Origin of the sequence: Lentzea albidocapillata (genome assembly GCF_000719115.1) — a bacterium.
In the GTDB taxonomy this organism is placed as follows: Bacteria; Actinomycetota; Actinomycetes; order Mycobacteriales; family Pseudonocardiaceae; genus Lentzea; species Lentzea albidocapillata.
Window position 1 is genome coordinate 121,734 of sequence record NZ_JOEA01000030.1, and the last position, 21,079, is coordinate 142,812.

Annotated in this window: 19 protein-coding genes; 12 read left to right on the forward strand and 7 right to left on the reverse strand. The window is 68.7% G+C overall.

All coding sequences use genetic code 11. The features are described 5' to 3' along the window. The first annotated feature begins 67 nt into the window (after positions 1 to 67). From IG04_RS0138355 to IG04_RS0138380, 6 genes are all read left to right on the forward strand, one after another. Entirely contained in the window at positions 68 to 1,303 is a 1,236-nt protein-coding gene (locus tag IG04_RS0138355) for an extracellular solute-binding protein (RefSeq protein WP_030481662.1), read from the forward strand. Continuing rightward, complete coding sequence (locus IG04_RS0138360; RefSeq protein WP_084400983.1) at positions 1,300 to 2,244, forward strand: carbohydrate ABC transporter permease; 945 nt, start codon at positions 1,300 to 1,302, stop codon at positions 2,242 to 2,244. The genes IG04_RS0138355 and IG04_RS0138360 overlap by 4 nt, the downstream gene beginning before the upstream one ends. After that, on the forward strand, positions 2,241 to 3,062 hold the full coding sequence (locus tag IG04_RS0138365; protein ID WP_030481664.1) for a carbohydrate ABC transporter permease: 822 nt from the start codon (positions 2,241 to 2,243) through the stop codon (positions 3,060 to 3,062). Before IG04_RS0138360 ends, IG04_RS0138365 begins: the two co-directional genes overlap by 4 nt. After that, positions 3,059 to 4,480, forward strand: a complete 1,422-nt coding sequence (locus IG04_RS0138370) for a beta-N-acetylhexosaminidase (protein WP_051771645.1) — start codon at positions 3,059 to 3,061, stop codon at positions 4,478 to 4,480. Before IG04_RS0138365 ends, IG04_RS0138370 begins: the two co-directional genes overlap by 4 nt. Continuing rightward, positions 4,465 to 5,832, forward strand: a complete 1,368-nt coding sequence (locus IG04_RS0138375; protein WP_030481666.1) for a cellulose binding domain-containing protein — start codon at positions 4,465 to 4,467, stop codon at positions 5,830 to 5,832. Before IG04_RS0138370 ends, IG04_RS0138375 begins: the two co-directional genes overlap by 16 nt. 104 nt (positions 5,833 to 5,936) lie before the next feature. Further along, a complete protein-coding gene (locus IG04_RS0138380; RefSeq protein ID WP_051771648.1) occupies positions 5,937 to 8,747 on the forward strand; it encodes an nSTAND1 domain-containing NTPase in 2,811 nt (936 codons plus the stop codon). A 7-nt stretch (positions 8,748 to 8,754) separates the two neighbouring features. On the opposite strand, the gene IG04_RS0138385 is transcribed toward IG04_RS0138380, so the two are convergent. Together IG04_RS0138385 and kstR are read right to left on the reverse strand one after the other, a co-directional pair. Continuing rightward, a complete protein-coding gene (locus IG04_RS0138385; protein ID WP_051771650.1) occupies positions 8,755 to 9,156 on the reverse strand; it encodes a hypothetical protein in 402 nt (133 codons plus the stop codon). A 76-nt stretch (positions 9,157 to 9,232) separates the two neighbouring features. Next, entirely contained in the window at positions 9,233 to 9,808 is a 576-nt protein-coding gene (kstR, locus tag IG04_RS0138390) for a cholesterol catabolism transcriptional regulator KstR (RefSeq protein WP_051771676.1), read from the reverse strand. Between the two features lie 159 nt (positions 9,809 to 9,967). On the opposite strand from kstR, the gene IG04_RS0138395 reads away from it, so the two are divergent. The 6 genes from IG04_RS0138395 to IG04_RS0138420 are packed head-to-tail and all read left to right on the forward strand — an operon-like array spanning position 9,968 to position 16,342. Then, complete coding sequence (locus IG04_RS0138395) at positions 9,968 to 11,869, forward strand: acyl-CoA dehydrogenase family protein (RefSeq protein ID WP_030481670.1); 1,902 nt, start codon at positions 9,968 to 9,970, stop codon at positions 11,867 to 11,869. Continuing rightward, complete coding sequence (locus IG04_RS0138400) at positions 11,870 to 12,832, forward strand: acyl-CoA dehydrogenase family protein (protein ID WP_030481671.1); 963 nt, start codon at positions 11,870 to 11,872, stop codon at positions 12,830 to 12,832. Beyond that, positions 12,822 to 13,949, forward strand: coding sequence for an acyl-CoA dehydrogenase family protein (locus IG04_RS0138405; RefSeq protein WP_030481672.1), 1,128 nt, complete (start codon positions 12,822 to 12,824; stop codon positions 13,947 to 13,949). Before IG04_RS0138400 ends, IG04_RS0138405 begins: the two co-directional genes overlap by 11 nt. Further along, on the forward strand, positions 13,949 to 14,833 hold the full coding sequence (locus IG04_RS0138410; RefSeq protein WP_030481673.1) for a bifunctional MaoC family dehydratase N-terminal/OB-fold nucleic acid binding domain-containing protein: 885 nt from the start codon (positions 13,949 to 13,951) through the stop codon (positions 14,831 to 14,833). The genes IG04_RS0138405 and IG04_RS0138410 overlap by 1 nt, the downstream gene beginning before the upstream one ends. After that, entirely contained in the window at positions 14,820 to 15,203 is a 384-nt protein-coding gene (locus tag IG04_RS0138415; RefSeq protein WP_030481674.1) for a MaoC family dehydratase, read from the forward strand. The genes IG04_RS0138410 and IG04_RS0138415 overlap by 14 nt, the downstream gene beginning before the upstream one ends. Further along, positions 15,200 to 16,342 carry a lipid-transfer protein gene (locus IG04_RS0138420; protein WP_030481675.1) on the forward strand — a complete coding sequence of 381 codons (1,143 nt, stop codon included), beginning with the start codon at positions 15,200 to 15,202 and terminating at the stop codon, positions 16,340 to 16,342. The genes IG04_RS0138415 and IG04_RS0138420 overlap by 4 nt, the downstream gene beginning before the upstream one ends. On the opposite strand, the gene IG04_RS0138425 is transcribed toward IG04_RS0138420, so the two are convergent. The 5 genes from IG04_RS0138425 to IG04_RS0138445 are packed head-to-tail and all read right to left on the reverse strand — an operon-like array spanning position 16,322 to position 21,058. After that, positions 16,322 to 17,155 (reverse strand): MaoC/PaaZ C-terminal domain-containing protein, encoded by an 834-nt coding sequence (locus tag IG04_RS0138425; protein WP_030481676.1) that lies wholly within the window; start codon positions 17,153 to 17,155, stop codon positions 16,322 to 16,324. The two genes, IG04_RS0138420 and IG04_RS0138425, sit on opposite strands and share 21 nt — an antisense overlap. 10 nt (positions 17,156 to 17,165) lie before the next feature. Further along, complete coding sequence (locus IG04_RS0138430) at positions 17,166 to 18,134, reverse strand: ferredoxin--NADP reductase (protein WP_030481677.1); 969 nt, start codon at positions 18,132 to 18,134, stop codon at positions 17,166 to 17,168. Next, the gene (locus IG04_RS0138435; RefSeq protein WP_030481678.1) at positions 18,127 to 18,366 is read right to left on the reverse strand and encodes a hypothetical protein; all 240 of its coding nucleotides are present in this window, start codon (positions 18,364 to 18,366) and stop codon (positions 18,127 to 18,129) included. The genes IG04_RS0138430 and IG04_RS0138435 overlap by 8 nt, the downstream gene beginning before the upstream one ends. Continuing rightward, positions 18,363 to 19,490 carry a 3-ketosteroid-9-alpha-monooxygenase, oxygenase component gene (locus tag IG04_RS0138440; RefSeq protein ID WP_030481679.1) on the reverse strand — a complete coding sequence of 376 codons (1,128 nt, stop codon included), beginning with the start codon at positions 19,488 to 19,490 and terminating at the stop codon, positions 18,363 to 18,365. The genes IG04_RS0138435 and IG04_RS0138440 overlap by 4 nt, the downstream gene beginning before the upstream one ends. Beyond that, complete coding sequence (locus IG04_RS0138445) at positions 19,487 to 21,058, reverse strand: FAD-dependent oxidoreductase (RefSeq protein WP_030481680.1); 1,572 nt, start codon at positions 21,056 to 21,058, stop codon at positions 19,487 to 19,489. The genes IG04_RS0138440 and IG04_RS0138445 overlap by 4 nt, the downstream gene beginning before the upstream one ends. Positions 21,059 to 21,079 lie beyond the last annotated feature (21 nt).

Consider the following 21,079-nt stretch of genomic DNA (forward strand, 5'->3'; position numbering starts at 1 on the left):
CTATGCCACTTTCTATCCACTCCCATCGGACCTGACCAATTGGTCACATCTCAGCGAGAGGTGAGTCGTGTCGCGCTCCGCTGCCTTACTCGTCCTGGCGCTCACGTTGTCCGCCTGCGGTTCGTCCGCGGGCGGAGGTGAGAAGCAGGAGATCACCGTGTGGCTCATGAAGGACACGGCCACCGAGGAGTTTGTGTCGAAGTTCGAGAGCGAGTTCGAACGTGATCACGCGAACCTCGACCTGAAGATCCAGATCCAGGAGTGGAACGGCATCACGCAGAAGGTGACCAGTGCTCTGGCCAGCACTGATCCGCCGGACGTGATCGAGGTCGGCAACACCCAGGTCGCCCAGTACGTGGCCAGCAAGGGTGTCACGGACCTGTCCGCCAAGAAGGCCGAGCTGCAGGGCGACGACTGGATTCCGGGGCTGAGCGAGCCCGGTTCGGTGGACGGCAAGCAGTTCGGGATCCCGTTCTACGCGGCCAACCGGGTCGTGATCTACCGCACGGACCTGTTCGAGGCCGCCCAGGTCACGCCCCCGAAGACGCGCGAGGAGTGGCTCGCCGCCACCGCCAAGCTCGACCAGGGGGATCAGCAGGGCATCTACCTGCCCGGCCAGAACTGGTACACGCTGTCCGGATTCGTCTGGGACGAGGGCGGCGACCTGGCGAAGCAGGACGGCGACAGGTGGAAGGGCTCGCTCAACACGCCGGAGGCGTTGGCGGGCATGGACTTCTACCAGCAGCTCCAGGCGCTCGGCGACGGTCCGAAGGACTCCGACGAGGCCAAGCCGCAGCAGACGGACGTCGTGGCGGGCGGCAAGGTCGCGCAGTTCATCGCGGTGCCCGGCGCGGCGAAGCTCGTCACGAAGGCCAACCCGGCGCTGGAGGGCAAGATCGGCTTCTTCCCGATCCCCGGCAGGTCGGCGGACAAGCCCGGCGCGGTGTTCACCGGCGGCTCCGACCTCATCGTCCCGCTGGCGTCCTCACGCCAGGACGGCGCGTACGAGGTCGTCAAGGCGCTCGCCGGCGAGAAGTGGCAGGTGGAGCTCGCGAAGGCGATGAACTACGTGCCGAACCGCAAGTCGCTCGCGTCCTCGGTGGCCGGTGATCCCGGCACGGCGGCGATGGCGGCCGGTGCGGCCAACGGGTTCGCCACGCCGAACTCGCCGAACTGGGCCGCGGTCGAGGCCCGCAACCCGATCAAGGAGTTCCAGACCGCGGTCCTCACCGGCGCCGATCCCCGCACGGCAGCGGCGAAGGCCGACGAAGTGATCACCCAAGCCCTCAACTCCGGCAAATGACGCTCCTCGCCGAGAGGCCGGTGCAGGAGACTGCGCCGGCCCCGCCGAAGCGCCGCAAACGACCGGTCCTGCCGTACCTCCTGATCGCGCCCACCCTGCTCACCACCGCGTACCTGCTGGTGTACCCGTTGATCCGCAACGTGATCATCTCGCTGCAGGAGTTCGGGCTGCCGCAGCTGGTCCGCGGCGACGCGAAGTTCGTCGGTCTCGCGAACTACGTGAAGGTGCTGTCCGACCCCGAGTTCTGGGCCGTGGTCAGGCGGACGCTGTGGTTCACCGCGATCAACGTCGTGCTGATCATGGTGCTGTCCACGCTGGTAGCGCTGCTGCTCGTCCGCCTCGGCAAGTGGCTCAGGTTCCTCGTGATGGGCGGGCTCGTGCTCACCTGGGCGACGCCGAGCATCGCGGCGACCACGGTGTTCCAGTGGCTCTTCCAGTCCCGCCTCGGCGTCGTGAACTGGGCGCTGGTCGCGCTGGGCTTCGAGGAGTACCGCGACTACACGTGGTTCGCGGACGGCGAGGCGACGTTCGGCATCCTCGTGACGCTGATCGTCTGGCAGTCGATCCCGTTCGCCGCGCTGTCGCTGTACGCGGCGATGATCACCGTGCCGCAGGAGCTGTACGAGGCCGCGCGCATGGACGGCGCCGGCGCGTGGCGGGTGTTCTCGACCATCACCTTTCCCATGCTGCGCGCCATGTTCGGGCTGATCACGTGCCTGGAGGTGATCTGGGTCGTCAAGGCGTTCGTGCAGATCTGGGTGATCAGCCAGGGCGGTCCGGGCCAGGCCACGACGACGCTGCCGGTCTACGCCTTCCAGGTCGCGCAGTCGTTGCAGCGCTACGACCTCGGCGCGGCCGTGTCGATGCTCATGGTGCTGCTGCTCGTGCTCGCACTGCTGGCGTACTTCCGCCAGCTCTACCGGCAGGAGCGGGAAGCATGATCGGCCGGATCTCGCGCACCACGGCGGCGCTCGTCGTGTTCGTCCTCTCGGTGTTCCCCGTCTACTGGATGGTGCTCACCGCGTTCAAGCCCACCAAGGACATCCAGAGCGCGACACCGACGTTCCTGCCCCTCCCGATCACGTTCGACCACTTCGGCACGGCGATCGCCGCGAAGGGGTTCTTCTCGTTCTGGCGCAACAGCCTCCTGGTGGCGGGCGGGGCGGTGCTCCTGGCGCTGCTGGTCGCCCTGCTGGCGGCGTTCGCGATCGCCCGGCTGCAGTGGAAGGGCCGCAGGGCGTTCGTGCTGATGGTGTTCGTCGCGCAGATGACGCCGTGGGAGGCGCTGCTCATCCCGATCTACGTGATCGCCAGGGACACCGGCATGCTCGACACGCTCTGGATCCTCACGCTCGTCTACTTCATGATGACGCTGCCGTTCACCATCGTGACGCTGCGCGGGTTCCTCGCCGCCATCCCGGCCGATCTGGAGGAGGCGGCGCAGGTCGACGGCTGCACGCGCGCGCAGGCGTTCCGCAAGGTCGTGTTCCCGCTGCTCGCACCCGGTCTGCTGGCGACCTCGCTGTTCGGGTTCATCACCGCGTGGAACGAGTTCGCCTTCGCCAACGTGCTGATCATCAAGGACCAGGACGACCGCACGCTGCCGGTCTGGCTGTCCTCGTTCAACAACACCTTCGGCACCGACTGGGGAGCCACCATGGCCGCGTCGACGCTGTTCATGCTGCCGGTGCTGCTGATCTTCATCGTGTTGCAGGGCCGGGTCACCACCGGCATCGTCGGAGGGGCGGTGAAAGGGTGATCGTTCCACTCCCGACCAGGATCGTGCGCCGCGGCAAGGGGTTCACGCTGGACGACGGCACGAGCGTGCGCGTCACACCCGGAGCCGAACCCGCGGCGAGACTCCTGCGCGCACTCCTCAGACCCGCCACCGGACTCCCGTTGCCGATCGCCGGCCACGGCCAGATCTTCATCGCCCTGGACGCCAAGCTCGTCGGACTCGGCGCGGAGGGCTACGCGCTCACGGTCACCGAACACGGCGTCCTCCTGCGCGCCGGCACACCGAACGGCCTGGCGCACGGCGTGCAGTCCATCCGGCAACTCCTGCCGGCGCAGGCACTCCGGCCGGGCAGGGTGTCCGATGTGGAGTGGACGCTGCCCGGTGTCGACATCCGTGACCTGCCCAGGTTGCCGTGGCGCGGGTTCATGCTCGACGTGGCCAGGCACTTCCAGCCGGTGCACGTGCTGCGCAGGTTCATCGACCTGATGGCGTTCCACAAGCTCAACGTCCTGCACCTGCACCTGACCGACGACCAGGGCTGGCGCATGCCGGTGCCCGCGCACCCACTGCTGACCTCGATCGGCGGCTGGCGCACCGAGACCAACGGCGACGGCGTCCCGCACGGCGGCACCTACACCCGCACCGAGCTGGAAGGGCTGGTCGCGCACGCGGCCGAACGCGGCATCCGGATCATGCCGGAGATCGAGATGCCCGGCCACGCCCGCGCGGCACTGGCCGCCTATCCCCATTTGGCCGCCTATCCCGACCTCGGCACAGCGCCGGAACCGCTGCCCGTGTGGACCCGATGGGGCATCAGCGACGCGGCGTTCGGCATGCACGCGATCGGTTTCGTCCGCGAGGTGCTGGCGGAGGTGCTGGAGGTGTTCCCCAGCGAGCATGTTCACCTCGGCGGTGACGAATGCCTGCTACCGGAGGACGTGCACGGCCAGTTCCTCCGTCAGGCGAGCAACTACCTGCTCGACCGGGGCCGCGTGCCGGCCGCGTGGGAACCGAGCGGCGACCAACGTTGCGTCCTCATGCCGTGGAAGGACGAAACCCAGGCGGTCAAGGCACTGGACCAGGGCCAGCCCGTCGTGATGGCCCCGCACACCTCCACCTACCTCGACTACCCGCAGTCGGACGGCCCGCACGAACCACCCGGCCAGCCCGGGTTCGTCGTGACGGCTCGCGACGTCTACCACGTGCCGCTGCCCGACGGCGTGCTCGGCGCCCAGTGCCAGCTGTGGACCGAGCACGTTCGCTCCCGTGACCACCTGGAGTACCTGGCATTTCCCCGTCTTGCCGCGCTGGCCGACACCCTGTGGTCCCAGCGCCCCGAGTGGGAGGGCTTCACCACCCGGATGCGCCTCCACTCGTCCAGGCTCGCCGCCTTGTCCGTCCCTGCCGAAATGAGGAGAGAACGTTGCGAGCACTCCTAGCCGCGTCCTGCGCGGCACTGGCGGTGGCCGCGCTGGCCGTCGCACCGAACGCGTTCGCCGCCGACGCGATCACCGCCCAGTACCGGACCAGCGCGTCCGGTGCGACCACCGACCAGGCCGAACCGTGGTTCAAGCTGGTCAACTCGGGCAGCACCAGCGTGCCGCTGTCCGACGTGAAGATCCGCTACTACTTCAAGAGCGACACCCCGGACGTCGGCTACCGGTTCGCCTGCTCGTGGGCCGTGCGCGGCTGCGGGAACGTGACCGGCCAGTTCGGCACCCTGACCGGCGGCCCGGCCGACCGCTACCTGGAGGTCGGCTTCACCTCCGGCGCCGGCTCGCTGAACCCCGGCGCCGACTCCGGCGACCTGCAACTCCGCTTCTACCGCACCAACTGGGGCCCGATCGCCCAGTCCGACGACTACTCGTTCCGCAACCAGAGCTCCTACTCGGCGTGGAACAACATCACGGTCTACCGCGGCAGCACGTTGCTGTGGGGCACCCCGCCCGGCGGCAGCCCGCCCACCACCACGACCACCACGACGACGGCACCGAACCCCAACGGCCCCAAGCTGTTCGACGACTTCTCCTACAACAACTCGAGCGACTCGCGGATCGGCCAGCGCGGCTGGACCGTCCGGTCGGGCGGTGGCGGCCCCGGTGTCCCCGGCGCCGAATGGGACGCCTCGCGCGTCACGTTCCCGACGGTCGACGGCCAGAAGGTCATGCGCCTCGACTCGTGGAACAACGGCTCCGCGGCGAAGCAGACCGAGATGTACCACCAGCGCAAGTTCTTCGAGGGCACCTACGCGTCCAGGGTGAAGTTCAGCGACGCGCCGGTGTTCGGCCCGGACGGTGACCACGTCGTGCAGACGTTCTTCACCATCACCCCGCTCGACGCGCCGATGGCCCCGAACTACGGCGAGATCGACTTCGAGTACCTGCCCAACGGCGGCTGGGGTGAGCCGGCCAACGTCATGTTCGAGACCACGTGGGAGACCTACCAGAACGAGCCGTGGGTCGCCGACAACATCCACAACGAACAGCGGCAGAGCTACCACGGCTGGCACGACCTCGTCTTCCAGGTCGCGAACGGCCGGGTGAAGTACTACATCGACGGCAACCTGGTCGCCGACCACGGCGACAAGTACTACCCGGAGACGCCGATGTCGATCAACTTCAACCTGTGGTTCATCTCGGGCGGCCTGCAGGGCAGCAGTGCCGAGCGGGCCTACCAGCAGGAGGTCGACTACGTGTACTTCGCCAAGGACCAGGTGCTGAGCCCGGCCCAGGTGAGGACGGCGGTGCAGGACTACCGCAACGCGGGCGTCACGCACACCGACAACGTCTGACCACCGACGGGCCCCAGGCACGTGTGCCTGGGGCCCGTCGCGGTCCTGGACACCTGACAACTATTTCCGGACAATCGGCGCCGTTCATCTCTCGAAGGAGTGCAGTGCCGCGCCGGGAAAGTCCGCTGGAACGTGATGGGTCCTCTCTCGTCGATTTCGCGGTCGACCTGCGGTTGCTCAGAGACAAGGCGAACGCCCCGACCTATCGGGAACTGGCCAGGCTGACGCACTACTCGGCATCGGCCCTGTCCGACGCGGCCGGCGGGAAAAGGCTGCCCAGCCTCGCGGTCACGCGGGCGTTCGTGCAGGCCTGCGGCGGCGACGAGGATGAATGGGAGCAGCGCTGGCATTCGCTGGCGGCCGAGGAGAGGAACGCCACTCCCGCTCCTTCCGAGGAGAGCGGAGAACCGCCTTATCGCGGTTTGCCCGCCTACGGGGTCGCGGACGCCGAACGGTTCTTCGGACGCGAGAAACTGGTGGCGGATCTGGAACTCCGCCTGGCGCGGAACCGATTTCTCGCCGTGTTCGGCCCGTCCGGATCGGGCAAGTCGTCGGTGTTGCGGGCAGGCCTCGTTCCCCGGCTGCCCGGCCCCGTCCTGCTCTTCACACCGGGAGCGCACCCTCTCGAAGAACTGGCCGTGCAGCTGGCCCGCGCCGCAGGCCTGAGCGCGCCGTCCGTCCACGGCGATCTCGTCGCCCATCCGGACGGCGTGGCGTTGCTCGTGCGGCAGCTCGACGGCGAACCGGTGCTGGTCGTCGACCAGTTCGAGGAGGTCTTCACCCTGTGTCAGGACCAGGAGGAGCGGGAACGGTTCCTGACCGTGCTCCTGGCCGCGAGGACGAGCGCCCGTGTGCTGATCGGCGTGCGAGCCGACTTCTACGCCCGCTGCGGCGTCCACGCCGGACTGGTCGAGGCCATGCAGGACGCGATGGTCACGGTCGGCCCGATGACACCGGACGAACTGCGGCGCTGCATCGTCCAGCCCGCCCGCGCCGCGCAGTGCACGGTCGACAACGCCCTGGTCGCCACGCTCGTCAGCGAGGTGCACGGCCACGCGGGCATGCTGCCGTTGCTGTCCCACGCGCTGCTGGAGACGTGGCGCAGGCGTCAGGGCAACGCGCTGACCACGGCCGCCTTCCAGCACGCCGGCGGCCTGCAAGGCGCTCTGGCACAGAGCGCCGACGCGGTGTTCGACCGGTTCGACGAGGAGGGGCAGGAGATCGCCAGGGCGTTGTTCCTGCGGCTGTCCGCCCTCGGCGACGGCACCGAGGACACCAAACGCCGCGTCACCATGGCCGAGATCGACGACGACGCCGCCATGACCACCGTCCTGGAAAGCCTGACCGCCGCACGGCTCCTGACCCGCACCCGTGAAGGTGTCGAGATCACGCACGAGGCGCTGATCCGCTCGTGGCCCCGGCTGCGCGACTGGCTGGCGCACGACCGTGACGGACAACGGCTGCATCGCGAGCTGACGGAGGCGACGGCGACGTGGGAACGGCACGGACGTGATCGCGGTTCGCTGCTGCGCGGCGCACGGCTCGAAGTGCTGGCGGACTGGTCGTGGGAGAGCAATCCGCCACTGAACGGCAACGAGCAGACGTTCCTCGATGAAAGCGTTGCCGCAGACGACGAGGAGTACTCGCGCACGCAGCGCACTGCTCGGCGGTCGCGCACGTTCATGCTGCTCCAGGGAGCTTTGGCGCTGCTGATCGTCGTGTTGCTGAGCCTGCTCACCTTCAGGAGCTATTCCGACGAACGCGCGGGGACCGTCGCGCGGGCGAACACGGCCGCGAATGAGGCCATGCAGCTCGCCGGCACCAGCCCCGAACTGGCCGCGCACGTCGCGCTCGCCGGATACCAGCTGAACAAGTCGCCGGCGACGCAGGACGCGCTCATCCAGTCCACCGCCATGGCGACAGGCGTCGTGGCCGGAAAGGACGGTGAGACGGTCGCCGAGATGCCGAACACGCCCTCCGTGCGGCAGAACGTGGCCCTCGGCGTCGCTCCCGCCGATGTGCTCACGAACCAGGCGGCGGACACCACGCGGGTTCCCGGCCTCGGGGAACCGTTGCGCGGGGGCGTCCAGGCGAGCGCGGACCGGGAGCGCAAGCACTTCGCGACCGTCGATCGTGAGCAGGTCGTCCGGCTGTGGTCTTCGGGCGGGGAGCTCGCGACGCTTCCTGGACGGTTCTCCAGCACCGCTTTCAGCCTGGACGGGCAGACGCTCCTGACCTCCGGTGACACCTCGACCGCGTTGTGGAGCGTGGCGGATCCCCGTGCTCCCCGGCTCCTCGCCACGGTGCCGGGTGGCCGCGGTGTCCTGTCCACTTCGGACACCATGGTCTCGGACATGCTGATCACCGTGGAAGGCGCGGTGATCCACGTCTGGAGGACTGCGGATCTTTCGGCACCGTTGCGGGACATCGCCCATTCCGGCGGAGCACCGGTCAGCTTCGGGCATCTGACCGGCAGCCCCGGATTCCTCCTGACGGGTGGTGCCGCAGGCGAAGTGAGGGTCTGGAGCCTGCACGACGGCCGGGAGCGGCACGCCGCTGTCGCGCACAGCGGTCCGGTGACCGCCATCGCCGCCAACGGGCAACGTCAGTGGGCCAGCACGGGCGACGACGGGCGCGTCTTCGTGTGGGACCTGTTCAAGAAGGGCGCCGAGTTCACCAGCGACAAGATCGTGAAGATGGAGTTCCGCGGCACGTCGCTGATGACCGCCGGCGAGGACACCACGCTGAGGCAATGGCACCTCGACCCGCAGAACGCGGCCTACGCCGTGTGCAACGAGGTCTCCGGCCTCCGGATCTCCCGCGAGGAGTGGAACCGGTACCTCGACGGCTGGCCACACCTGACGTCGCCCTGCCCGGGCAACCTCGTCCTGCCCACGACGACAGCGCGCAACTGAGCCTGGATCAGGTACCGGTCACGGAATCGCAGCTCACCGTCTCGCCGGGCTTCCCGGTCGCGGACGCGAGCTCCTTCACCCCGTCCAGCAGGATGCGGCACGTCAGCACCTGGCCGGCCTTGGGCGTGGCGGAGACCTGAGCCCTCTCGCCGGCGTTGATCACGACCTCGAACGTCCACGGCAGCGGCTTCTCGGTGGTGATGACCTGCGGTGTCTCGTTGCGGTAGCGCGTGGCCGACTCGGAGTACGTCACCTCCACGAGTGTCTCGGCGGGCTCCGCCGACACCTCGTAGGTGATGGCCCAGGCCTTGCCGGTCAGCGTCTTCCAGCCGCCGTAGTGGTTCACCAGCAGCACGGTTCCGCCGCCCACCACGGCCAGTACGGCGAGGACGACCACGAGCGTCTTCATAGGACAGACGGTAGTGGTGGGCGTGTGCGCCTGCATCGTTCGGCGGTGTGACTCGCGGGTCATCCCGCAGGACGACTCACTTCAGCAGCAGGCGGACCGTGAGTTCGAGGCGGTTCGCGACGTCCGTGGCCGTGGCGCGGCGCGTGACCCAGGCGACCAGGTTCGACAGCCACACGTCGCCGATGACGCGGGCGATGGCCTTCTGCTCGTCCGTCGGCGCGTCGTCGCTCATCGCCTTCGTGAACATGCTCTCCATCAGCCAGGAGACCTTGTCGATCTCGGCGCCCGCGGAGGCGTCGGCGAAGGTGAACGCGCGCGTCATCGCCTCGGTGAGATGCGGGTTGCGCTGCAGGCCCCTGGTGATGCGGCCGAGCACGAACAGCACGCGCTCGTACGGCGAATCGCCGGGAACGGTGGTGCGGTCCATCTTCTCCTGCGCGCGCTCCAGCTCCACGGCGAGGCTCGACACGAGCAGGTGGACCTTCGAGGGGAAGTAGCGGTACAACGTGCCCAGCGCGACGTCCGCCCGGTCGGCCACCGCGCGCATCTGGACGGCGTCGAACCCGCCCTTGGACGCCAGCGCGATGGTCGCGTCGACGATCCGCTTGCGACGCTCGCGCTGGGCGGCCGAGCTGAGCTCGTCGCCCGCCATGAGCGCGTCCGTGCGCGACTTCGAAGGTGACACGGAGATGATCCTCCTGGAACGTGTTGCAGCTGCCTTCGCATCATACTCGATCGGTTTCGCAGCCATGATCTGTTGCCGGAAATAGAACACGTTCTATAAACTTCTTCATGTACTGGAGGAGGCCGCATGCCGATCGCCACGACCGGGGAACAACGCGCCCTGCGCGACAGCGTCGACGCCGCCAGGGGTGAGTGGGCAGATCTCGTCAAGGTCGGGTTCTTCGAGGTGACGAGGGAGGGCGGCACGGTCGCCGATCTCGCGGTGATGCTGGAGCGGGCGGCCGAGAACCTCGTGCCGGGACCGTTGCTGCCCACGGCGCTGGTGTCGGTGCTGTTCCCGGATTTCGAGGGGATCGCCGGGTTCGGATTCTCGTCCCGGCACGTGGTCGGTGCCGCCGAAGCGACGCATCTGTTGCTCAAAACGGACAACTGGATGCTCGTGCCCGCCGGGCAGGTTGCCGTCACCCCGCTGGAAGCCGTGGACCACTCACGTTCGCTCGGGTCGGTGGTGGTCGGCGAGCCGGGCGAGGCGGTGGCCGACCCGACCGATCTCGCGGTGACGCTGATGGCCGCCGAGGCGAGCGGAGTCGCCGCGTGGTGCCTGAACACCGCTGTGGAGTACGCGAAACAGCGTCAGCAGTTCGGGCGCGTCATCGGGTCGTTCCAGGCCGTGAAGCACCTCTGCGTGGAGATGCTGTGCCGCGCGGAGCAGGCCTCGTCGGTCGCCTGGGACGCCGCCCGGTCGGTCGGTGACGACGAACATCCGCTGGCGGCCGCGGCGGCGGGCGCCGTCGCGTTCGACGCGGCGGTCCGCAACGCCAAGGACTGCATCCAGGTGCTGGGCGGCATCGGCTTCACCTGGGAGCACGACGCGCACCGCTACCTGCGCCGGGCATTGGCGCTGCAGCAACTCGCGGGCGGTGTCGCGCGGTGGCGGCGGCGAGTCGCCGAGCTGGCGCTGGCCGGTGCACGCCGGTCGCTCGCCGTCCAGGTCGAGTCCGATCCGGAGGTGCGCGCGTTCGCGGAGGAGATCGCCGGACTCGACCCCGTCGCTCAACGGGAACGGCTGGCGAGCAGCGGGTTCCTGGTGCCGCACTGGCCGAAGCCGTACGGGCAGGACGCAGGCCAGGCGCGGCAGCTGGTGATCGACAGCGAGTTCGCCCGCGCCGGGGTGCGCAGGCCGGACCTGATCATCGGCGGCTGGGCGGGGCCGACGATCCTCCGGCACGGAACCGCTGAGCAGCAGGAACGGTTCGTGCCACCGACGTTGAGCGGCGAGCTGACCTGGTGCCAGCTGTTCAGCGAACCCGAGGCCGGTTCGGACCTGGCGTCGTTGCGCACCAAGGCTCTCAAGGTCGACGGCGGCTGGAAGCTCACCGGGCAGAAGGTCTGGACGTCGCTCGCGCACCAGGCCGACTGGGCGATCTGCCTGGCCCGCACGGATTCGAGCGTGCCGAAGCACAAGGGCATCACGTACTTCCTGGTCGACATGCGGTCTGCGGGCATCGACGTGCGGCCGTTGCGGGAGATCACCGGCGACGCGCGGTTCAACGAGGTCTTCCTGGACGACGTGTTCGTGCCGGACGACTGCGTGGTCGGCGCGGTGAACGACGGCTGGCGCCTGGCCCGCACGACCCTCGCGAACGAACGCGTCGCGATGGGCTCGTCGCTCGGCGAACCCCTGGAGAACGTCCTGAAGTCTCCGGCCGCTCCTGACCACGCCGAACGGCTGGGCGCCCTGGTGGCGCAGGGACTCGCGGTCTCGGTGCTGGACCTGCGGGCGAGCCTGCGAGTGCTGAGCGGGCAGGAGCCGGGCGCGGAGTCCAGCGTGCGCAAGCTCCTCGGCGTGCGGCAACGGCAGGATGTGGCCGAGTTCGCGGTCGAGCTGCTCGGGCCGGACGGCGCCACCGACAACGGACTGATGTACGAGTTCCTGCTTTCGAGGTGCCTGAGCATCGCGGGCGGAACGACTCAAGTCCTGATGAACCTGGCAGGCGAGCGGATTCTCGGTCTACCGAGGGAGCCATAGATGGATTTCCAGCTCGACGAGACCCAGCAGGAGATCGCCACCCTGGCGGCCGACGTGCTGGGCAGGGAGAGCGCCACCCCCTGGAAGGCGTTGGGAGAGGCGGGGTTGCTGGCCCTGGCCGTTCCGGAACGGCTCGGTGGTGACGGGCTCGGCGTGCTGGAGACGGCCGTGCTGCTCACCGAGGTCGGTCGGCGGGCGGTGGACGTCCCGGCGCTGGCCACGCTCGCGCTGGGTGTGCTGCCGATCGTGCGGTACGGAACGCCGGAGCAGCAGGACGCGTTGCTGCCGCTGGTGACCGAACAGCACGGGGTGCTGACGGCGGCACTGAGCGAGCCGTCGCGACCCCTGCCGGCAGAGCCAGCCACCACAGCAGGTCCGGACGGCATCTTCGGCGTGAAGATCAACGTGCCGTACGTGGCCGAGGCTTCCAGGATCCTCGTCAGCACGAACAACGGCGTCTTCGTTGTCGACCCGGCACAGCCCGGCGTGTCCACATCGGACGGAACCGTGCGACTCGAAGGCGCCCGCGGTGAACTGCTGGAAGGCGCGGCGGAAGGCATCCGCCGGTTCGCGCTGGCCGGTGCCTGCGCGGTCGCGGACGGCGTCCTGGCCGGAGCCCTCGACCTCACCGTGCAGCACGTCGGCACCCGCCACCAGTTCGGCAAACCGCTGGCCACCTTCCAGGCCGCCGCGTTGCTGGTCGCGGACGTCTACATCGCCTCGCGCACCCTGCATCTGGCCGCGCTGACCGCCGCCTGGAGCCTCGACGACAACGACCTGGACACGGCTGCCTACTGGCTCGCGGCGGAAACCCTGCCGGCCGTGCACACCTGTCACCACCTGCACGGCGGCCTCGGGCTCGACATCACCTACCCGATGCACCGCTACTACGGCATGGCCAAGGAGCTGACGCGGTTCGTCGGCGGAGTGGAGCACCGCTTGGGAGCCATCGATGTTCATTGACCTCACCGCGGAGCAACGCAGGCTGCGCGACGAGCTCCGCGAGTACTTCGCGACCGTCATGTCCGACGCCGAACGCGAGGCGATGCTCACCGAACGGCACGGCGCCACCTACCGCGAACTCGTGCGCAGGCTGGGCCGCGACGGCAGGCTGGGCGTCGGCTGGCCGAAGGAGTACGGCGGCCTGGGGTTCGGGCCGGTCGAGCAGCAGATCTTCGTCAACGAGGCCGCCCGCGCGGACGTCCCGCTGCCGTACGTGACGCTGCAGACCGTCGGCCCGACGCTGCAGACGTACGGAACCCAGGAGCAGAAGGACTTCTTCCTGCCGAAGATCCTCAGCGGCGACCTGCACTTCGCCATCGGCTACACCGAACCCGACGCGGGCACGGACCTGGCGGCGTTGCGCACCAAGGCCGTCCGCGAGGACGACCACTACGTCGTCAACGGGCAGAAGACGTTCACGACCGGCGGCCACGACGCGGACTACGTGTGGCTGGCCTGCCGCACCGGAGCGCCGGACTCGCGGCACAAGGGCATCACGATCCTGATCGTCGACACCACCGACCCCGGCTACTCCTGGACGCCGATCATCACCTGCGACGGCGCGCACCACGTCAACGCCACCTACTACAACGACGTCCGCGTGCCCGAAGCCCGCCGGGTCGGCGAGGAGGACAAGGGCTGGCGGCTGATCACCACCCAACTCAACCACGAACGCGTGATGCTCGGCCCGTCCGGCCGGCTCGGCGCGCTCGTCGAGCGGGTCCACGGCTGGGCGTCCGAACGCCGGCTCCTCGACGAACCGGACGTGCGGCGGGCGCTGGCCGAGGCACGGGCGGTCCACCGCGTGAACGAGCTGCTGAACTGGCAGGTCGCCAGTGGTGAGGTCGAGGTCGCGGACGCAAGCGCCACCAAGGTGTTCGCGGCCGACCGGACCCAGCACATCGGCCGGTTGCTGGAAGAGCTCGTCGGACGGCACGGCGCGGACACGGAACTCGTCAGGTGGCTGGACGTCCAGGCGCGGCGCAACCTCGTGCTGACGTTCGGCGGGGGAGTGCAGGAGATCCAGCGCGAGCTGATCGCCAACATCGGACTCGGTCTGCCGCGGGTGGTGCGATGATCGACATCGAGAAGGAGGCCGCGCGCATCGCCGAACAGGGCGAAAGCGCACCGCGGCTGGCGCGTGACGCGGTCAACCTGCCGATGATCAACAACTGGCTGGAGGCCATCGGCGACGAGCACCCCGGCTACACCGAGGTCGCGCCGCCCGCGATGGTCCAGGTGTGGACGATGGCTGGGCTGCACGGTCAACGAGCGATGGACGACCCGCTCGGCGCGATGATGGCCATCCTGGACGAAGCCGGGTACACGTCCGTGGTCGCGACGAACAGTGACCAGACCTACCACCGCTATCTCAAGGTCGGCGAGCACCTGTCGGTGACGACGAGCCTGGAGGACGTGACGGGGCCGAAGAAGACGGGGCTGGGTGAAGGCTGGTTCGTGACGACCCGCAGCACCTGGTGGGTCGGGGACGAGGCCGTGGCCGAGATGCGGTTCCGGGTGCTGAAGTTCAAGCCCGCGCAGAAGCCCGAACCTCCGAAGGAAGTCCCGAAAGCCCAAGCGATCCGGCCGTCCGTCAACCGCGACACCGAGTACTTCTGGGAAGGCACCCGGCTGGGCGAGTTGCGCATCCAGCGGTGTGGCGGCTGCGGCCTGCTGCGCCACCCGCCGGGCCCGATGTGCCCGGAATGCGGTGCCACCAAGCCGAAGTACCTCGTCTCGGAGGGCTATGGCGTGGTCTACAGCTACGTCGTGCACCACCACCCGCAGGTGCCGGGCAAGCAGACACCGTTCGTCATCGCCCTGGTCGAACTGGACGAGGGCGTGCGGATGCTGGGCGAACTGGACGGCGAGCCGAGCGTCGGGCTGCCGGTCGAGGTCGTGTTCACCAAGGTCGACGACGAGCTGACGATGCCGAGCTGGAGGCCCCGTGCGGATCGGTGATTCCCTGCCAGAGTGGCACGTCGAGGCCACCCCGACGTTCGTGATCAGCACCGCGCTGGCCACCCGCGACTTCCAGGACGTGCACCACGACCGTGACCTCGCGATCCAGCGCGGCTCGAAGGACATCTTCATCAACATCCTCACCACCACCGGCCTGGTGCAGCGCTACGTCACGGACTGGGCGGGCCCGGAGGTGCTGGTGCGGCAGGTGAACATCAAGCTCGGCGCGCCCTGCTTCGCCTACGACACGCTGAAGTTCTTCGGTCAGGTCATCGAACGCGAACAGCAGGACCTGACCATCGAGGTCGTCGGCCGCACCGCGCACGGCGACCACGTCACCGGAACCGTGAAGATCGAGGTGCCCGCGTGAACGCCGCGATCGTCGGGATCGGCGCGACCGACTTCTCCAAGGACTCGGGCCGCAGTGAACTCCAGCTCGCCGCCGAGGCCGTCAGGGCCGCTCTCGAAGACGCCGGCCTCGAACCGTCCGATGTGGATGGACTGGTCAGTTTCACCATGGACACCAACGCCGAGATCGCGGTCGCGCGCGAACTGGGCATCCCGGAGCTGACCTTCTTCAGCCGCGTGCACTACGGCGGCGGGGCGGCGTGCGCGACGGTCCAGCAGGCCGCGATGGCCGTCGAGACGGGCGCGGCGAAGGTCGTCGTCTGCTATCGGGCCTTCAACGAACGCTCCGGGCACCGGTTCGGGCAGGTCCAGACGGCGGCCGCGGCCAACATCGACAACAGCTGGTCGTACCCGATGGGCCTGGGCACGCCGGCCGCGATGGTCGCCATGTTCGCCCGCCGGTACATGCACGAGTACGGCGCCACGAGCGAGGACTTCGGCCGGATCGCGGTGATCGACCGCAAGCACGCCGCCACGAACCCGCACGCATGGTTCCACGACCGGCCGATCACCCTGGACGACCACCAGTCGTCGCGCTGGATCGCCGAACCACTCCGGCTCCTGGACTGCTGCCAGGAAAGCGACGGCGGGGTCGCGCTCGTGGTCACGTCGGCGGAACGTGCCCGCGACCTGCCGAACAGGCCCGCGCACGTCAGGGCGGCGACGCAGGGCAGCAGCGTGGACCAGTTCACGATGACCAGCTACTACCGCGACGACCTGACCAGGCTGCCCGAGATGGGCGTGGTGGCCAGGGGACTGTGGGAGAGGTCGGGCATCGGTCCGTCCGATGTGGACGTCGCCGTGCTCTACGACCACTTCACGCCGTTCGTCCTGGTCCAACTCGAGGAGCTGGGCTTCTGCGGACGGGGCGAGGCCAAGGACTTCGTCGCGTCCGGAGCCCTCGAACTGGACGGAACGCTCCCGCTCAACCCGCACGGCGGCCAGCTCGGTGAGGCCTACCTGCACGGCATGAACGGCATCGCCGAGGGAGTGCGCCAGATCCGCGGCACCGCGGTGAACCAGGTCGCCGACGTCGAGCACGTCCTGGTCACCGCCGGCACCGGCGTCCCGACCAGCGGCCTAGTCCTCGGTCAGGGTTAGCACCGCGTCAGCGAGAACGGGACGGTCTCCGGCCGAAGTCGTCAGCACGAGCCGGGGCCCGTCCCGCCACACCTGCGTGGTCAGCGTCTCGCCGGGGAACACCACGCCCGCGAACTTCGCCCCGAACGACGCCACCTGCTCCGGCCCGTCGAGGACGGCGTCGATCACGGCCCGGCACACCACGCCGTACGTGCACAGCCCATGCAGGATCGGTGCGTCGAACCCGGCCCGCTGTGCGAACTCCGGATCGGCGTGCAACGGATTGCGGTCACCGCAAAGCCGGTACAGGTAAGCCTGCTGCGGCAAAGTCGGTGTCTCGATCACGAAGTCCGGCTCGCGTTCAGGCACCTCCACCTTGCCCGACGGCCCCCGGTCGCCGCCGAACCCGCCCTCGCCGCGAGCGAAGATGCTGGACCGGGTCGTGTACAGCGCGGTGCCGTCCGGCGCCACGGCCGTCGACTCCTGCACGATCACCGCGGCCTTGCCCTTGTCCCACACATCCGCGATCCGCGTCCGCAACACCGCTTCGCCCTCGGCGGGGAGAGGAGCATGCACGGTGATCTCCTGCGTGCCGTGCAGGACCCGGGCCAGGTCGATGTCGACACCGGGGAACGACACGGCGGGCGGCGCGGTCTCGTGGAAGCGCGGCGCCACCACGCCGAACGTCGGCAGCACCCGCAAGCCCTGCTCGTAGACGTAACGGAGCTCGGTGGCCCCCAGCGCCAGGTGGTAGAGCAGCACGTCGGACTCGGTCCAGGAGAACTTGATCTCGGGGAGCTCCGCCCCGACGGCGACGGAAGGATCGATCGGCATCAGGCGCCCCTCACTCGTAGGTGATCTTCACGGTGTCGGTGACCGGAACCGACTGGCACGCCAGCACGATGCCCTCGGCGATGTCCTCGGAGTCGAGCACGTCGTTGTTGAGCATCTTGACCTCGCCCTCGACCAGCCGGCACGCGCACGCGCTGCAGGCACCCTCGCGGCACGAGTATGGCGCGTCGAGTCCCTTCTCCAGCAACAGGTCGAGCAGCTTCGTCCGCGCGGGCCACGGAAACCGGTGCTGTTCACCGTCGAGCTCGACCTCGACGACGGCGTCCGGCCGGTCGTCGATCACCGGGACCACGGTCGAGAACGGATCACTGGACAGCGACACGAACTTCTCGACGTGCACGACCGACACGTCGTGTAACGCCTTGCGCGCGGCCTCCATGAACGGTCCGGGCCCGCACACGAACGCCTCGTCGCAGTCCCGGACGAACGCCCGTAGACCCGCCACCGAGGGCAGACCCTGCACCGACTCCAGCCAGTGCACCACGGTCAGCCGGTCCGGGTACGAGCGGGCGAGGTCGGAAAGCTCGCGCGCGAAGATCACCGACGCCTCGTCGCGGTTGGCGTACACCAGGAACACCCGGCCTGACCCGGACGTCAGTACTGCCCTGATGATCGACATGACCGGCGTGATCCCGCTGCCCGCCGCAAACGCCAGCAACGACCCGTCCAGCGACGAAGGCGTGAACACCCCGGCCGGGGCGAGCACGTCCAGTTCCATCCCCGCGGCCAGCGCCGAGCACATCCAATGCGACCCGTACCCGTCCGGCGTTCGCTTGACCGTGATCTTCAACGGCTCACCCGGCGCGCTGGACAGCGAGTAGCAGCGGGCCACGTCACCGGCCCGCACGGTCAGGAACTGTCCGGGTCTCACCGCGAAGTCCACACCCGACAACACGAACGAGCGCGCGTCGGGGGTCTCCTCGATCACGGCGTCGACCCGCAGCCGGTGCACCTCAGCCATCGGCGACCTCCAGCGTTCCCTCGCGCACGGCCTTCTCGATGCTGTCACGCAACCGCAGGCACGTCGGCACGAGCGCCGCCCGCGCACCGCACAGTTCAGGGCAGTCACGGGTGTCGGACAGCCACTGCACGCTCGTGTGCTGTGGACTGTTCTTCTTCACCAGCACCCGGTTCCCGCAGTCGCACCCCACCGGCACCATGCCACCGGCGAGGAACTCGTCGCGCTCGCTCACGTCGCCGACTCCTGGCGCGCGAGGTTCTCCGCGACCTCCTTCTCCCACACCTCGATCGCCCGGCTCGTGTCGACCTCGAACTCGAAGCGCCGGACCATGTCGTCGCTGACGTCCTCGACGTCGACGTAGAACTGCTCGTACCAGCGGCGCAGCTGGTACACCGGCCCGTCCTCCTCACACAGCAAGGGGTTGTCGATGCGCGACTTGTTCTGCCAGATCTCCACGTCCTGCAGGAACCCGACCCCGATGCCGCGCGCGAACTTCGCCGCGATCTTGTCCGCGTGGATGTCGTCCACACCAGGCAGTTTCTTCACGATCGCGCCCCACTGGAGCTTGAACGAGGTCGGCGAGATCGGGTAGTGGCAGTTGATCAGCACCGTCTCGATCTCGATGCCCTTGTAGTCGTTCCACAAATAGTCGATCATGTAGGACGGCCCGTAGTACGCGGCCTCCGACCGGACTTCGACGTCACCGGTGTAGTTCGAGCCCATCGCCACGTCCGGACGGCCGCGCGTCGTCAGGTACTGCGAGGCGACGTGGCCCTCCATCACGTTCTTGAAGTACGTGGGGAACGCGAAGTGGATGTAGAAGAAGTGGGCCATGTCGACGACGTTGTCGATGATCTCGCGGCAGTTCGCGTTGTCGATCACCACCGAGTCCCAGGTCCAGTTGCTCCACTCGTCGCTGAACGCCGACTCGATGCGCGGGATCGTGATGTGCTCGGGCGGTGGGTTGCCCTGCGGGTCGTTCCACACGAAGAGCTGCTTGTTCTCTTCCAGCGTGATCCACGACCGGGTGCGCGCCCGCAGCGGGACCCGCTTGGCGTAGGGGATGTCGACGCACTTGCCGTTGCCCGCCCAGCGCCAGTCGTGGAACGGGCAGGCGATGTTGTTGCCCTTGATCGTGCCCTGGGTGAGGTCGCCGCCCATGTGCCGGCAGTACCCGTCCAGGACGTTGATCTTGCCGTCCTCGGTCGCGAACACCACGAGCTTCGTGCCGAACGCCTCGATGGCGTGGGGTTTGCCGTCACGGAAGCTGCTGGCCAGACCAAGGCAGTGCCAGCCGCGCGCGAACCGTGCCGGCGGCGCGCCCGCGTCGATCGTCCGCACGCTGTCCTGCGTCATCGCTCTCCTCCAGAGATGTCGAGGCCGGCGAGGTATCCGAACGTCATCGCCGGTCCGAGGGTGGCGCCCGCGCCCGCATAGGTGTGGCCCATGACCGAAGCACTGGTGTTGCCCGCCGCGTACAGGCCGTCGATCACCGAACCGTCCTCGCGCAGCACGCGCGCGCGGGCGTCGGTGCGCAGGCCGCCCTTGGTGCCGAGGTCGCCGGGCACGATCTTGACCGCGTAGAACGGACCGGTGGTCAGCGGCGCGAGGTTGGGGTTCGGCTTGTTGCGCGGATCGCCGTAATAGCGGTCGTACGCGCTGTCACCGCGGTGGAAGTCGACGTCCTTGCCGTCCACGGCCAGTGTGTTGAACCGCCGGACGGTCTCGGTCAACTCCGGCAGGTCGGCTTCCTGGGCGAGTTCTTCGAGGCTCGGCGCCGTGAGCACGGAGTCCTTCCAGCGCCGGGGAAGCGGCCGCCGGGGCGGGATGCCGCAGAACGGGTAGCGGCTGCGGTAGGAGTGGTCGAAGACGAGCCAGGTGTCGCCGGTCATCGCGTTGACCACGTCGATGTAGGGCGCGGCCTCGTTCACGAACCGGCGGCCGGTCCTGCCGACCAGCACGCAGCCGGGCAGGGACCGTTCCGCGAGCAGGAAGAACGGGCCGCGCGGCAGCGGAACCGACGGGCCCCACCACGCGTCGTCCATCAGCCCGACGGCCGCTCCGGCTCGTTGACCGGCTTCGATGCCGTCACCGGTGTTGGCCTTGGCGCCGACTGTCCACTCCGTACCGATGTCCTGATGCTGCTTGCGCATCCGTTCGTTGTTCTCGAACCCGCCGGACGCCAGCACCACGTGCTTCGCCAGGATCAGCTTCTCCCCGACGAGAACTCCGGCGACGCGACCGTTCTCGTAGTGCAGGTCGGTCATCGCGGTGTTGAGCCTGACCTCGACGTTCAGTGCTGTGAGCCCGGCGCGCAGCCCTGCGGAGAGCGCCTGGCCCATAGTCAGCCTGCGGCCCGGCAGGAACCGGCGTGCGAAGACCTTGGCGGCGGTGACGATGCCGCGCGGATGTCTGCCGATCAGAGTCAGCCACCTGTAGTCGGTCTGGGTGATCACGATGCCCGCGGGCGTCGGCACGTATGGCGGTTCGAGGTCCTTGATCTCGTCGCCGAGCAGCGCCGCGTTGAACGGCAATGGCTCGACCGAGCGGCCACGTGGTTGCCCACCGGGTGCCTCCGGGTAGTAGTCGGAGTACTCGCGGACCCAGCGGAACTTCAGCGGCGTGTGGGCGCAGACGAACGCCAGCATGTCGGGTCCGGCGTCCAGGAACGCCTCCCGCAGTTCGGCCGGGACCTCACTCGCGATGTGCGCGAGATAGGTGCTGGCCCGCTCCGGCGAGTCGGGTATGCCGTTGGCGGCGACCACGGCGTTGTTCGGCACCCAGATGCCGCCGCCCGACCGCGCGGTCGAGCCGCCGTAGTGCGCGGCCTTCTCGATGATCAGGGTCCGCAGGCCGTTTCGAGCGGTGCAGAGCGCGGCTGTCATGCCCGCCGCGCCGCTGCCGACGACGATCACGTCGTACATCGCACCTCCCCGGAGTCCAGA